This is a genomic window from Amycolatopsis sp. lyj-23, assembly GCF_046549135.1.
GTDB lineage: Bacteria > Actinomycetota > Actinomycetes > Mycobacteriales > Pseudonocardiaceae > Amycolatopsis.
Genome location: NZ_JAJPWN010000003.1, coordinates 355406 through 368658 on the forward strand (window position 1 = coordinate 355406; position 13253 = coordinate 368658).

The window sequence follows — 13253 nt, forward strand, 5'->3', positions numbered from 1 at the left end:
CGGCCCTCAGAAGATCCAGACATCCCCCGCCACTCCCAGGGGGGCGTCCCCAAGTCCATTCTATCGGCGGGGTGTGACGGAAGGCCGGAAAACCGAGCTCTCAGGCGAAGTTGTCCACATCCGGCGCCACCTGTGGACAATCGGTCGTACGGCAGCTTGTCAGGTGTCGCGCGGCCTGTCGGTTGCCCCAGAGCGCCCTTCCCCGCTTTGATTCCTGCGTGGTGCGCGGGCGGTCGCTGGGGCCGCGGTTCAGGTGGCTCTGGTCGGCCTACGCCGTGAGTGCGTTCGGGACCTGGCTCGGTTTCGGGGCCTTTCCCATGCTGGCCATCCTCGTCCTGCACGCCGGGCCCGCGGCCGTCTCGGCGCTGGCCGCCGTCGGGCCTGCCGTCGGGGCGCTCGTCGCCGTGCCGCTCGGGCCGTGGGTCGACCACCGGCGTAAGCGGCCGGTGATGGTCGGCATGGACCTCGTCCGGTTCGGGGCGCTGGTCAGCGTGCCCGCCGCGTACGGCCTCGGGGTGCTGAGCTTCGGCCAGCTCCTGGCCGTCTCGGTGGTCGTCGCCGCGGCGGACATCACCTTCACCTCCGCGAGCGGTGCCTTCCTCAAGGGACTCGTCCCGCCCGAAGACCTGCTCCTCGCCAACGGCCGGTTCGAGGCCACGAACTGGACCGCCACCGCGCTCGGACCGCCGCTCGGTGGAGCGGCGTTCGCGCTGTTCGGGCCGGTGACGTCGGTGGTCGCCAACGCCGTCAGCTTCCTGCTCTCCGCGCTCGGGATCCGCGCGATCGGCGGGGACGAGCCGCGCCCGCGCACCGCCAACCGGCTACGCCTGCGCGATCTCGCCGACGGGTGGCGCTTCCTGCTGGCCCACCCGGGCCTGCGGCCGCTGCTTTTCAACACCATGGTGTTCAACGGCCTGGTCATGGGCACCGAGCCGCTGCTCGCCGTGCTGATGCTGAACCAGCTCGGGTTCCCGCCGTGGCAGTACGGGCTCGCGTTCGCCGTCCCCTGCCTCGGCGGGCTCGCCGGCTCGCGGCTGACCCCGCGGCTCGTCGGGCGGTTCGGCCGCCACCGCGTCCTGGTCACGGCGGCCGCGGTCCGGGCGTGCTGGCTGATCGCGCTGCCGTTCGTCCCGGCCGGGACCGGCGGGCTGGTCTACGTCATGGTCGTCGAGCTCGGCCTGATCGTCAGCTGCAGTGTCTTCAACCCGGTCCTCGCGACCTACCGGCTGGAGCAGCTCCCGGCCGACCGGGTCGCGCGGACGCTGTCGACGTGGTCGATCAGCACCAAGGCCTCGATCGCCGTCCTGACCGCCGTCTGGGGCGTGCTCGCCGGCGTCATCGGCCCGCGCTGGGCGATCGGCGTCGCCGGGGTTCTCGTGCTGGCCACGCCGTTGCTGCTGCCCCGCCGCGACCGGACGCCCGCTCAGCCGAGCCAGACCGTGCCCAGCACCGGGTAGCCCGGCAGGCCCGTCTTCGCCGCGCCCGGACGGGGGACGCCGGCGATCCACAGGCGGCCCGTCGAGGCGATGTTCGCCGCCATCGACGGGTCGGCCTTGGCCAGGCGGAACGGAACCACCCGGCCGTCGGCCAGCATCGTCAGGCCGCTCAGCCGGGCCGCGCCGTGGCGGCTCATGCGGACCGGGCCGTCGAGGACCGCCCGCAGCTCCGTCCAGTGGTCCGCCGGGAGCGGGCGGTCGTGGGCGAACGCGCGCAGCACGGCCGCGAGGGCGCCCAGCAGCGCCCCGGCGCCGAAGGTCCACGCGAGCCACCCCGCGCCGGGGAAGTCGAGCGCGACCCAGCCCGCGAACCCGGTCAGCACCAGCAGGAACGCCGCCGTCGCGCGCAGGTCGCGGGCGAGCTGGTGGCGGTGCGCGGTCAGCACGGGGTCGAGCCGCGGCGAACCGGAGCCCGCCGGTTCCGGCACCGGCACCGCGCCGGACGGCGGCCCGTCGTGGACGCGGGCGCGACGCAGCCGCACCACGCCGGAGAAGCCGACGAACACCTTCGGGCCCCGGCCCAGCAGCCACACCCGCCGGTGGCCGGCCACCAGCAGCCGGTGCGCTTCGTCGAGCCGGACGCGCAGCCACCGCCCGTCCGGCAGGCGCACCCCGACCGTCCGCCCGGCCGCGACCAGGCCGTCGGCGGCGATGTCCACCTGCCGGAACGCCTCCCGCTTCAACCGGGTTTCGGGCACCCTCACGTACGCGCGGTGCAGCCACCACGCTTCGATCGCGCCGGCCAGCGCGAACGTGCCGATCAGCAGCGCCACCCCGGCGCCGGCGAAGAACTGGGCGACGCCGAACACGAGGAAGAGCCCGGCCACCAGCCGCTGGTTCGCGGTGCCGCGGCCGAGCCGGTCGAGGTACTCGCCGAAGATCGGCAGGGCCCCGGACGGCATGGCGGGGTCGAGTTCGAAAGCGCGGACGCGCTCGGGGACCGGGACGATCGGCACGCGAAACCCCCACGGGGTCGGGTTGTCACCCCCTTTTCGGCAAACTGGGCACCGGCGTTACCGGATGCTCCGGTCAGCGGGTGGGACGTGATCGCCACGACTATCCAGACCGCCGGATTCAGGTTAGGCTCACCTAAGTAGGAGGTGAGCCGTGACCGAGGCACCCACATCAGTCCGCCGCCCGCCGGCGCCGAACCCCGCCGAGCGCGCCAAGACGATCGCGACCCGCAACGGCCCCGCGTCGTTGCTGCCCACCTGCGATCGGACCGACCTCAACGGCGAGCGCGTCGTGCCCGTCCTGCACCACGTGCACCACAGCGGCAGCGTCAGCGTGCTGCTGCCCGACGACCACCCGATGGTCCGCGCGGCGGAGCAGACCCAGCGCGGGGAGCTGGCCGTGATGGTCGAGCTCGCCGACCAGGCCCCCGTCGACCTGCGCGAACCGATCCGCGGCCTGCTGTGGATCACCGGCTGGCTGCGGCCCCTTTCGCCGGTTTCGGCCCGCGCACGGGCGGTGGCGATCGCCGAGACGCGGCCGGACGAACGGCTCCTCGACGTCGGCCACGGCGTCACGCTGCTGCGGCTCACCCCGGCGTCGCTCGTCCTCGCCGACGCCGAAGGCACGCACTCGCTGCGCCCGCACACGTTCAGCGCGGCGCCGCCCGACCCGTTCCACGACTACGAGGCCCGCTGGCTGCGGCACCTGGAGAGCGACCACTCCGACGTCGTCGAGCAGCTGGCGAAGCACCTGCCGGCCGAGCTGCGCGGCGGCCGGATCCGGCCGCTCGGGCTCGACCGGTTCGGGCTGCGGCTGCGCGTCGAGTCCGACACCGGCGACCACGACGTCCGGCTGGCGTTCTCGAAGTCCGTCGACGACCCGGCGCAGCTCGCGTCGGAGCTGCGCCGGCTCGTCGGCTGCCCGTTCCTGCGCGGGCGGTCAGGCTAGTTCGGCGGGGAAGCCGCCCTTCGCGATCGGGCCCCAGCTCTCGATCGTGACGCGGATGATGCTCTTGCCCTGCTTGACCATGGCCTCGCGGTATTCGGCCCAGTCCGGGTGTTCACCCGAAATGGCGCGGAAGTACTCGACGAGCGGCTCGACCGAGTCCGGGATGTCGAGCACCTCGGCGGTGCCGTTCAGCTGCACCCACTGGTCGTTCCACTCGTCGGACAGGATGCAGGCGGAGACCTTCGGGTTGCGCTTGACGTTGACGACCTTCGCGCGCTTCGGGTAGGTCGAGATGACCAGCCTGCCCTCGGCGTCGACGCCGCACGTGACCGGCGAGAGCTGCGGGTCGCCGTCGGCCTTCGTCGTCAGCAGGATCGCGCGGTGGCGGGTGGACAGGAACTCGACCAGCGCGGCGCGGTCGACGGATTCGTTGGTGGCGATGCTCCTCGGCATACCCCGAAGGTAGCGTGCGTCCATGACGTTCACCGCGCGATCGTGGCTGGCCCCGGCCCGGCCCGACTTCCCCGGGGTGGTCGAGGACCCGGCCGAGCGCCGCGCGATCAAGCTCGAGCTGCTGATCGTCTTCGGGATCACGCTGGGCCTGTCCGGGGTGCGCAGCCTGCTGTCCCTTGTGGACTCGCTGCTGCAGCCGGTCCCGCTGGCCCAGCAGCAGACCCAGCTCAACGTGCCGCAGGCGGCGGCGAGCCTGATCGACCTGCTCAAGCAGCTGCTGTCGGCGGCGCAGCTGGTCGGTTGGGGCGCGCTCGGGCTGTACCTGCTGTGGCGCGCGGGGATCAAGGTCACGCAGCTCGGCCTGGACCGCCGGGTGCCGGGCCGGGACGCGTTGCTGACCGTCCTGCTCGCCGCGCTGATCGGGATCCCCGGCCTCGCGCTCTACTTCGTCTCCTACCACCTCGGGTTCAGCCTGGCGGTCCAACCGTCCACTTTGGGCGATACGTGGTGGCGGCCGATCTCGCTGACGCTCTCGGCGTTCGGCAACGCCTTCGCCGAGGAAGTCCTGGTCATCGGCTACCTGCTGACGCGGCTGCGGCAGCTCGGCGTCCGCGAGAACAACGCGGTGTTCGGCGCCGCCGTGCTGCGCGGGTCGTACCACCTCTACCAGGGGTTCGGCGGGTTCGTCGGCAACCTGATCATGGGACTGGTGTTCGGGCGGCTCTGGCAGAAGACCAACCGGCTGTGGCCGTTGGTCGCCGCGCACACGCTGTTCGACTTCGTGTCGTTCGTCGGGTATGCCCTGCTGAAGGGGCACGTTTCGTGGCTGCCGTAGAAAACACAGCGGCGCGAAGCGCCTTCCTTTGAGGGCGGCGGCGGGGGCATGGATGGATAGGATCGGGGGGTGATCGACGAAACGGCACCTCCCCGGGTGGACAGCGAAGTCGGACCCCTGCGCGCGGTGCTGCTGCACCGGCCCGGCAACGAGCTCAAAAGGCTGACGCCCCGCAACAACGACCAGCTCCTGTTCGACTCGATCCCGTGGGTCGACCGGGCCCAGGACGAGCACGACGCGTTCGCCGAAGTGCTGCGCGGCCGCGGGGTCGAGGTCCTGCTGCTCGCCGACGCGCTCCGCACGGCCCTGGAGGACGACCGCGCCCACGCGGCGGGCGTGCACGCGGCGGTCGACGACCGGCGGCTCGGCGGCGACCTGGCCGATTCGCTGCGGTCGCACCTGTCGGGCGTCGACGCGGCCGGTCTCGCCGAGGTGCTGATGGCCGGCATGACGTTCGAGGAGCTGCCGTCGGCCGAAGGCGCGTCGCTGGTGCGGATGATGAACCACCCGCACGACTTCGCCGTCGATCCGCTGCCGAACCTGCTGTTCACCCGCGATTCGTCGGTGTGGATCGCCGATCGGGTGGCGGTTTCGTCGCTGAACATGCCCGCGCGGCGACGCGAGACCGCGGTGCTCGACCTCATCTACGCCTACCACCCGCAGTTCCGGCACGCCGCCCGCGCGTACGGCGCCCACTCGGCGCCGATCGAAGGCGGCGACGTGATGCTGCTGGCGCCGGGCGTGCTCGCCATCGGCGTCGGCGAGCGGACGACGGCGGCGGGCGCGGAGTCGCTGGCCCGGTCGGTGTTCGCCGACGGCATCGCGCACACCGTGCTGGCGGTGCCGATCGAGCAGTCCCGGGCGACCATGCACCTGGACACCGTCTGCACGATGGTCGACGCCGACGCCGTGGTGATGTACCCGCTCGCCCGCGACTTGCTGACGGCGTTCACGCTGCGCCCGACCGGCGACGGCGGGGTGAAGGTCGCCGGCCCGGCGCCGTTCCTGACGGCCGCGGCCGAGGCGATGGAGATCGACCGCCTGCGCGTCATCGACACCGGCCTCGACCCCGTGACGGCCGAACGCGAACAGTGGGACGACGGCAACAACACGCTCGCGCTGGCGCCCGGCGTGGTCGTCGGCTACGAGCGGAACGTCGAGACGAACGAGCGGCTGGAGGCGGCGGGCATCGAGGTGCTGCCGATCGCCGGCTCCGAACTGGGCTCCGGCCGGGGCGGGCCGCGGTGCATGTCCTGCCCGGTCCGCCGGGACCCGCTGCAGAAATGAAGCAAGCCTTCCCTAAATGTGTTACGCGATTTAGGGAAGGCTTACTTAAATAAGGTTCGTCTTCTTTAGGAATGGTAACCCTAATAGGGGCCAGATCACCAGTGCTCGGTGGCATTTCCCGGAAACTTGATCTATTCTGATCTCCATGGCCCTCACGAAGAAGAAAGAGCCGCGCTCGAAGTTCTACGAACTGCTGCAGGCGCAGATCCACAACGAGTTCAACGCGTCCCAGCAGTACATCGCGCTCGCGGTGTGGTTCGACGCCGAGGACCTGCCGCAGCTCGCGAAGCACTTCTACAAGCAGTCCGTCGAGGAGCGCAACCACGCGATGGCGCTCGTGCAGTACATGCTCGACCGCGATCACCACGTCGAAATCCCCGGCACCGGGGAGGTGCGCAACGACTTCTCCGGCGTGACCGAGCTCATCGAGCTCGCGCTCGAGCAGGAGAAGGAGGTCGCGGCCGACATCTCCGCGATGGTGAAGGCGGCGCGCGCCGAAGAGGACTACATCAGCGAGCAGTTCACGCAGTGGTTCCTCAAGGAGCAGGTCGAAGAGATCTCGCAGATGAGCACGCTGCTGAACGTCGTCAAGCGCGCGAACGGCAACCTGTTCGAGGTCGAGAACCACCTGTACCGCGAATCCGTCGGCGACGGCGGCACCGACTCGCAGATGCCGCCCGTGGCCGGCGGCAAGCTCTGACGCTCCCGCGGATCGAGAAACCCGGGCCCTCCCCCTGTGGACGGCCCGGGTTTCCGCATGCGGCCGGTGCTCAGCCGGCGCAGTCCTGGGTGACGCTCAGCAGGCTCGTCTGCACGACTCCGGTGGCACCGAGGGAGAACCGGTACCGGGCGGCGGCGCCGGCCGGGGCGAAGACGCTGCCGTCCTCCTCCTTGGCCGCGGTGTAGACGGCGAAGATCTGGTCCTTTGTGGACCCGGCGCCGATGCCTTCGGCGGTGTGCGCGGCCACGTCCGGGGTGACGGCGACGACCCCGGCGGCCTTCGAGACGACGACGCTCGCGGACGCGGGGAGCCCGCTGCCCTGCGCCTGGTAGACGGTGCAGCTCGCGCCGGCCTGGGCGTCGCTGAGCGTGACGGTCTGCGCGGCCAGGTCCGCCTCGGTCATGCCGAGCTTGAGCCTGCCGAAGCCGTCGGCCGCGAGCAGCGGCCCGCTGGTCACGGCGGCGAGCCTCGACGGCGACGGGGTGGGCGACGGCCGCCGCGGCGGCGGCGTCGACACTCCTGGCGGCGCGGAAGCCTGGATGCTCTGCGTGCCGGTCGGCGCAGGAGCCGACGGCTCCGGCGACCGGCCCGGCGTGAGGTTCTCGGGTGGTTTGACGCTGATGCCAGTCCCGTCGGCGGACATCACCGCGGTGCCGTCCTCGGCGTGGACCCGGATCATGGTGAGCCCACCGGCGACGGCGACCACGGCGGCCGCGACCCCGGCCACGGCCTGCACGGCGTGGCGACGGCGGCGACGCCGTCGCGCACCGGTGACGATGACCGTGCCCGCGTCCGGTGGCGGAGGCAAGTCCAGCCGCTCGTCGGCGAACAGCGCGCGCAGGCGCTGCTCCAGTTCGTCCTCGGAGATGTTCAACCCGCACCACTCCCTTCGCCTTCGCCGTCGGCCGACTTCAGCTTCATCCGCAACGACGTGATCGCCTTGCTGGCCTGGCTCTTCACCGTGCCCTGGGTGATACCCAAGGCGCTGGCGATCTCCGCTTCCGAGAGACCTTCGTAGTAACGCAGCACCATCACGGCCCGTTGTCTCGGCGGCAGCGTTCGTAACGCACGCCACAGCGGCTCGTGCTCGAACGGGTCGGCCGGCACGTGCGGGCTGGTGTCCGGCAGGTCCGCGACGAGGTTCTCGCGGCGCGTCCGGCGCCAGCGGCTCACGTGCGCGTTCGCCATCGACCGGCGGACGTAGGCCAGCGGGTCGCCCGTCTTCTCGTGGACGTACGACCAGCGCGAACCGATCTTCTCCAGCACGGTCTGGACCAGGTCCGCCGCGTCGTGCGGGTTGCCGGTGAGCGCGTGACCGTACCGCAGCAGCCCCGGCAGGGTGGCCTGCACGAAATCGCCGAAGTCGACGAAGTCGCCAGGCAAAGTCGCGGCCCTCCCTCGGCCTGCGCTGGTCACCCAGGTTTCTCCCCCGGTGAAGACGGGTGCCGCAGCGGTCACCGTATCGCCTCCCATCGGGGTCGGGTAGCCGGAAACCGGCTCGCTTTCCTCCTCAACACGCATCACAGCCCCCTCAGGTTGCCCGCGTCCCCGGCCGAATTCGCGATCGCTCGGCCGGGTGATGGTCTGCCCACGTCAGCGGCGGGCGAGCGCGTCGGGCAGCCGGAAACCGCCGCCCTCGGACTCACGGAATTCGTGCACGCCCACGACCGCGGCGTGCGGGATCGGGCCGTAGACGTGCGGGAACCAGAGCCCGTCCGGGTGCGGCGGCGCGCCTTCCTCCCAGCGGACCGGCGCTTCGACCTTCGCCGGGTCGATTTCCAGCAGCACCAGATCGGTGCGGCCCCGGTACCGGATGTTGGCCGGCAGGTGCACGGCGCCGAAGTCGGAACAGTGGATGAACCCGACTTCCTCGAGTGAAGGCGCCCGGAACTCCCCGCCTTCACGCACTTCGGCCCAGTCGGCCGCCCCGCAGATGTGAAGTATCACGCCGAGAATGGTCCCACCGGCGCGATCCGGCGGCGGTGTCTCGTGCGCCACATAATGCCTGGTTGAACGCTCATCGAGCGCGTGAAGGACCACCGGTGCGTACCGGTGGTCCGGCGCCCGGCGTTACCGCAGGGTGAGCTGCCGGCCGATGAGGCCGTCGCGCGCCCGGCGCTCGGTCGCGTTCAGCGGCTCGTCGTCGAGGGACTTCAACGCCGTCTCGAGCCGGGTGCCGAGGGCGTCCTTCGCCTCCGCCCACTCGCGGGCGTGGGCCTCGGGGTCGAGGTCCCAGACCGGGACGAGCAGGCCGTGCGCCCGGAACGAGCCCGCGTAGCGCGAGCCCTCGCCGAGGCCCAGCTCGCCGGCCGCGGACAGCCGGGCGAGGGCCTGGAGCAGCAGGTTCTCCGGCTCCGGCCGGACCCACCGCAGGTGCGCCTTTTCGCCGGCGAGCACCCAGTAGGCGCCGGAGCCGAGCCGTTCGGTGGGCATGATGGCGGCGTTGGCGCGCTCGAGCGACACCGCGACGTCACCGGTGGCGTCCGCGTCCTCGGGCAGCCACCAGCCGAAGTCCTTGTGCAGCGTGACGTCGAGTTCGGCGTTCGGCGTCAGCAGGTCCTGCAGGCGCGCGTGCTCGTCGGCGGACGGCGGGGTGGTGGTGTCCGGCACCCCGAGGACGTCGCCCTCCTTGGCGTCGAGCAGCCACTTCAGCGACCGGCCGAGGTCCCGGCTGATGTCGGACGAGCGGGTCTGCACCTGCAGGCCGAGGTAGCGCCGGCCGTCCGAGCGGACGAACGCGGCGGCCGCCATGGGCAGCACTGTCCCGAGGGTGACGTCCCCACCGTCGGCGAGGGTGAGCTGGGCCGTCGCGGACGGCACGAACTCGCGCAGCGCGATCAGCTCGGGCTCCGCCACCAGCCCTTCGAACGGCTGGCCGACGAAGACGTCGCGCACCTTCGGCTTGCGGTCCGACGCCTGCTTGGGACCCTTCTTGCGCGCGCCCTTGCCCACTGCTGCCTCCTCTGGCTCGGGTTCAGACGCTATCGAAGGGTTAGTCTCGCGACGTGTTCGACCCCCGCGATCCCGAGTTCCTCGAAGACCCGTACCCGGCGTTCGCCGCCCTGCGCTCCCGAGGCGAAGTCCATTTCCACGAAGGCCTCGGCGTCGCCATCGCGGTGTCGCACGCCGCGTCGTCGGCGGTGCTGCGCCACCGCGGCCTGGGCCGGATCTGGCAGGACGCCCAGCCGCTCGAGCGGTTCGCCTCGTTCAACCTCCTGCACCGCAACTCGCTCCTGGAGAACGAGCCGCCGGCGCACACGAGGCTCCGGCGCCTGATCGCGGGCGCCTTCGGCCGCGGCCACGTGCAACGGCTGCGTCCGATGGTGGCCACGCTCGCCGCCCGCATGGTCGACGACCTGGCGGCCGCCATCGCCGCCGACGGCAGCGCCGACCTCCTCGAGCACCTCGCCCAGCCCCTGCCTGTCGCGGTGATCACCGAGCTGCTGGGCGTCCCGGGCACCGACGGACCGCACATGGTCGAGCTGTCCAACGCGATCGTGAAGATGTACGAGTACGGCCTCCCCGAGGAAGGACGCGACGCCGCCGAGCGGGCGTCCGCGGAGTTCGTCTCGTACGTCCGGTCGGTTGCTTCGGCTCGCGCGGAAGCACCGGGTGAGGACATCATCAGCGACCTGTTGCGCAGCGAGCTGACGCCGGACGAGCTGGTGGCGACGGCCGTGCTGTTGCTGATGGCCGGCCACGAAGCAACGGTCAACGTGCTCGGCAACGGCATCACGGCCCTGCTCACGCACCGGCACCAGTGGGAGCGTCTGCTGGCCTCACCTGCCCTTCTGGATTCGTGTGTCGAGGAACTGATCCGCTTCGACGCGCCTCTGCAGCTGTTCGAGCGAACGGCGACGGAGGACGTGTCGATCTGCGGACATGTCGTCCGGCGTGGCGAGAAGATCGGGGCGCTGCTGGGCGCGGCGGCGCGCGACCCGAAGGTGTTCGACGAGCCGGACCGCCTGGACATCGGCCGGACGCCGAACGCCCACCTCGGGTTCGGGCTCGGGATTCACTACTGCGTGGGTGCTCCTCTCGCTCGGGTGGAGATCGCCGCCGCGTTGAGTGCGGTGGCGGAGAAGCTGCCGGGGTTGCGGTTGGTCGAGACTCCGCCGCGGCGGCCGGAGTTCGTGATCCGCGGGTTGCGGGAGCTTCGGGTCACCGTGTGAGGCGGGTTGGGCCGGATGTCAGTTGAAGCCGATTCGGGACTTGCTTGGCTCGGGGGCAGATTTCGCGTGATTCCGGCGGAGACTCGCGTGTGAGAAAGCGGAACTCGCGTGATCCCCGCCGGATCTCGCGTGATTGAAGGCGGATCTCGCGTGATTCGGAGGGCATCACGTGTGATTGGAGGGGCATCGCGGGGGTCATGGGGTTACTCCGGTGAAGAGGTCTTCTTCTGGGGTGGGGGCTGGGGTGGGGTGGGCTAGGTGGTAGTCCTCGTGGGGCCAGGTTTGGCGCTCTATTTCGCGTGAGTGGGCGAAAAACGGGTGGGTTGGGTCTACTTGGGTTGCGTGGGCCAGGAGGGCGCGGTCGCGGGTGGCGAAGTGGGCTTCGCAGCGGATGCGGGTGGTGATCGGGAGCTTGTCGGGTGGGAGTTCGGGGAGGACCTCGGCCATTGCCGACTCCAGGCCGGCGGCGAGGGTGGCCTCGTGGAGGGCTTCGAACCACGCGCGGCTCAGGGTTGCCTGGTAGTACAGCTTCTGGGGTTGCCACGGCTCGCCCGTGCCCGGGTAGCGGGCCGGGTCGGCGGCTGCGGTGAACGCCTCGACCGTCACCTCGTGGGTGCGGATGTGGTCCGGGTGGGGGTAGCCGCCCGTTTCGTCGTACGTGATCACCACGTGCGGGCGGAACTCGCGAATCAGTGCCACCAGCGGCGCCGCCGCCTCGGGCAGCGGCAGGGCCGCGAAGCTGCCTTCGGGCAACAGCTCGCCGGGGCCGGGCAGGCCCGAGTCGACCAGGCCCAGGAAGCGGTGGCGGACGCCCAGGATCTCGGCGGCCGCCGCCATCTCGCGGCGGCGGATCGCCGGGAGGTCGGCGTGGGTCTCTGGCGTGTCCAGGGCCGGGTTCAGGATGTCGCCGCGTTCGCCGCCCGTGCAGGTGGCGACCAGGACGTCGACGCCTTCGGCCGCGTAGCGCGCCAACGTGGCTGCGCCCTTGCTGGATTCGTCGTCCGGGTGGGCGTGGACGCTCAACAGGCGGAAAGTCACTGAGGGCTCCTGCGGGGGAAGAAAAGGGCGGGGATCAAGGTGGATGCCGACAGCGCCAATGCCCACGTGAACGTGGTGCCGAACGCCGCCGGGGCCGGGGTGGCCGTGAGTTCGCGGTGGAGGATCGCGGCCAGCAGCGCGGTGCCCAGCGAACCACCGATGCGGTTGACCACGTTGAACGCGCTCGCCGCCCGCGGGATGCGGGACCGCTCCAGCGAGCCGTACAAGGTCGTCATGCCCGGAGCTGTCGCCGCGCCCAGGCCGACGCCGCGGATCAGCAGGGACAGGGTCAGCAAGGCAGCGCTGGGTGCCGACGCGAGCTGGGTGAACGCGATCGTGCCCAGCAGGGACAGCGCGATCCCGGCCAGCAACATCCGGCGTGGCCCGAAGCGGGCCAGGAGCGGGCCGCTCGCCAGCATGACCGCCGCCGAGCCGAGGGCCTGCGGCGCCAGCAGCAGGCCGGCCCGCAACGCGCTCGCCTGCTCCACCTGCTGGTAGTACAGCGGGAGCAACAGCATCGAGCTGTACAGCGACGCCCCGAGCAGGAACGTGCTCGCGCTCGCGACCGCGAAGCCCTTGTTGCGGAACAACTCCAGGTCCAGGATCGGCGAGGCCGCTCGTGCCGCGTGGACGCCGTACGCCACCAACAGCGCCGCCCCGGCCACCCAGGCGACGGCCACACCTTCGGCCAAGCCGTAGACCAACGCGCCGAGCCCGGGCGAAAGCAGGGCGAGTCCCCGGACGTCCAACGCAGCGTGCGAGCCGTCCGGCGGAGGCGCCGGGAGGAGCCGGCGCGCGAAGGCGAACGTCGCCACGCCCAGCGGGACGATCCCGAAGAACATCCAGCGCCACCCGAGGTCCGCCACCAGCGCACCGCCGAGCATCGGGCCCAGCACGGGCGCCACCGTCGCCGGCAGGGTGATCACCCCGACCATCCGGCCCAGTGCCGGCCCGGCCGCCTGCGCGAACACCGCCTGCCCGACCGGCTGCATCAGCCCGCCGCCCAACCCGTGCAGCACCCGGAACGCCACCAGCGCCGGTGCGGACCAGGCTAAGCCGCACAGCAGCGTGCCCGCGGTGAAGATCGCCACCGCGGTCAGCCAGACCGCCCGGCCGCCGAAGCGGTCGGTCAGCCAGCCCGACAACGGGATCGCCGCCGCGGCGGCCAGCAGGTACGCGCTCGCCACCCACTGCACCGTGGTCAGCGGACTGTGCAGGTCACGGGCGATCGAGTCGATCCCGACGGTCACGATCGTCGCGTCGAGGATCGACAGCACCGCGCCCATGATCAGGACACCGCCGAGCCGCCACAACGCCGCATCAGGACGGACTGCCGTCGTCATGCACTC

14 protein-coding genes are annotated in these 13253 nt (G+C 71.5%); 6 read left to right on the forward strand and 8 right to left on the reverse strand.

Translation table 11 applies throughout. The features are described 5' to 3' along the window. Nucleotides 1-218 precede the first annotated feature (218 nt). Nucleotides 219-1457 (forward strand): MFS transporter, encoded by a 1239-nt coding sequence (locus ACLJPY_RS07775; RefSeq protein WP_410587328.1) that lies wholly within the window; start codon nt 219-221, stop codon nt 1455-1457. On the opposite strand, the gene ACLJPY_RS07780 is transcribed toward ACLJPY_RS07775, so the two are convergent. After that, nucleotides 1424-2452 carry a hypothetical protein gene (locus ACLJPY_RS07780; RefSeq protein WP_410587329.1) on the reverse strand — a complete coding sequence of 343 codons (1029 nt, stop codon included), beginning with the start codon at nt 2450-2452 and terminating at the stop codon, nt 1424-1426. The two genes, ACLJPY_RS07775 and ACLJPY_RS07780, sit on opposite strands and share 34 nt — an antisense overlap. A 151-nt stretch (nt 2453-2603) precedes the next feature. Between ACLJPY_RS07780 and ACLJPY_RS07785 the strand changes: the two genes are divergently transcribed. Next, a complete protein-coding gene (locus ACLJPY_RS07785; RefSeq protein WP_410587330.1) occupies nt 2604-3398 on the forward strand; it encodes a DUF2470 domain-containing protein in 795 nt (264 codons plus the stop codon). On the opposite strand, the gene ACLJPY_RS07790 is transcribed toward ACLJPY_RS07785, so the two are convergent. Continuing rightward, nucleotides 3390-3851 (reverse strand): PPOX class F420-dependent oxidoreductase, encoded by a 462-nt coding sequence (locus ACLJPY_RS07790; RefSeq protein WP_410587331.1) that lies wholly within the window; start codon nt 3849-3851, stop codon nt 3390-3392. The two genes, ACLJPY_RS07785 and ACLJPY_RS07790, sit on opposite strands and share 9 nt — an antisense overlap. A gap of 22 nt (nt 3852-3873) precedes the next feature. On the opposite strand from ACLJPY_RS07790, the gene ACLJPY_RS07795 reads away from it, so the two are divergent. The 3 genes from ACLJPY_RS07795 (at nt 3874) to ACLJPY_RS07805 (ending at nt 6673) form a co-directional block, all read left to right on the forward strand. Then, nucleotides 3874-4686: a CPBP family intramembrane glutamic endopeptidase gene (locus ACLJPY_RS07795; protein ID WP_410587332.1), complete on the forward strand. Its 813-nt coding sequence runs from the start codon at nt 3874-3876 to the stop codon at nt 4684-4686. Nucleotides 4687-4782: 96 nt separating this feature from the next. Continuing rightward, a complete protein-coding gene (locus ACLJPY_RS07800; protein ID WP_410587621.1) occupies nt 4783-5973 on the forward strand; it encodes an arginine deiminase in 1191 nt (396 codons plus the stop codon). 145 nt (nt 5974-6118) lie between these two features. Beyond that, nucleotides 6119-6673 carry a ferritin gene (locus ACLJPY_RS07805; protein ID WP_308671735.1) on the forward strand — a complete coding sequence of 185 codons (555 nt, stop codon included), beginning with the start codon at nt 6119-6121 and terminating at the stop codon, nt 6671-6673. Nucleotides 6674-6743: 70 nt separating this feature from the next. Here ACLJPY_RS07805 and ACLJPY_RS07810 read toward each other — a convergent pair whose 3' ends face one another. From ACLJPY_RS07810 to ACLJPY_RS07825, 4 genes are all read right to left on the reverse strand, one after another. Next, on the reverse strand, nt 6744-7568 hold the full coding sequence (locus ACLJPY_RS07810; RefSeq protein WP_410587333.1) for a hypothetical protein: 825 nt from the start codon (nt 7566-7568) through the stop codon (nt 6744-6746). Continuing rightward, complete coding sequence (locus ACLJPY_RS07815; protein ID WP_410587334.1) at nt 7565-8077, reverse strand: SigE family RNA polymerase sigma factor; 513 nt, start codon at nt 8075-8077, stop codon at nt 7565-7567. The genes ACLJPY_RS07810 and ACLJPY_RS07815 overlap by 4 nt, the downstream gene beginning before the upstream one ends. A gap of 210 nt (nt 8078-8287) precedes the next feature. Next, entirely contained in the window at nt 8288-8641 is a 354-nt protein-coding gene (locus ACLJPY_RS07820) for a DUF952 domain-containing protein (RefSeq protein ID WP_410587335.1), read from the reverse strand. A gap of 123 nt (nt 8642-8764) precedes the next feature. Further along, a complete protein-coding gene (locus tag ACLJPY_RS07825; RefSeq protein ID WP_410587336.1) occupies nt 8765-9646 on the reverse strand; it encodes a DUF5926 family protein in 882 nt (293 codons plus the stop codon). 53 nt (nt 9647-9699) lie between these two features. Here ACLJPY_RS07825 and ACLJPY_RS07830 point away from each other — a divergent pair, with 53 nt between their 5' ends. Beyond that, nucleotides 9700-10866 (forward strand): cytochrome P450, encoded by a 1167-nt coding sequence (locus tag ACLJPY_RS07830; protein ID WP_410587337.1) that lies wholly within the window; start codon nt 9700-9702, stop codon nt 10864-10866. A 195-nt stretch (nt 10867-11061) separates the two neighbouring features. Here ACLJPY_RS07830 and mca read toward each other — a convergent pair whose 3' ends face one another. Both mca and ACLJPY_RS07840 read right to left on the reverse strand, forming a co-directional pair. Next, the gene (mca, locus tag ACLJPY_RS07835) at nt 11062-11904 is read right to left on the reverse strand and encodes a mycothiol conjugate amidase Mca (RefSeq protein WP_410587338.1); all 843 of its coding nucleotides are present in this window, start codon (nt 11902-11904) and stop codon (nt 11062-11064) included. Continuing rightward, entirely contained in the window at nt 11901-13247 is a 1347-nt protein-coding gene (locus tag ACLJPY_RS07840) for a DHA2 family efflux MFS transporter permease subunit (protein ID WP_410587339.1), read from the reverse strand. The genes mca and ACLJPY_RS07840 overlap by 4 nt, the downstream gene beginning before the upstream one ends. Nucleotides 13248-13253: the final 6 nt, after the last annotated feature.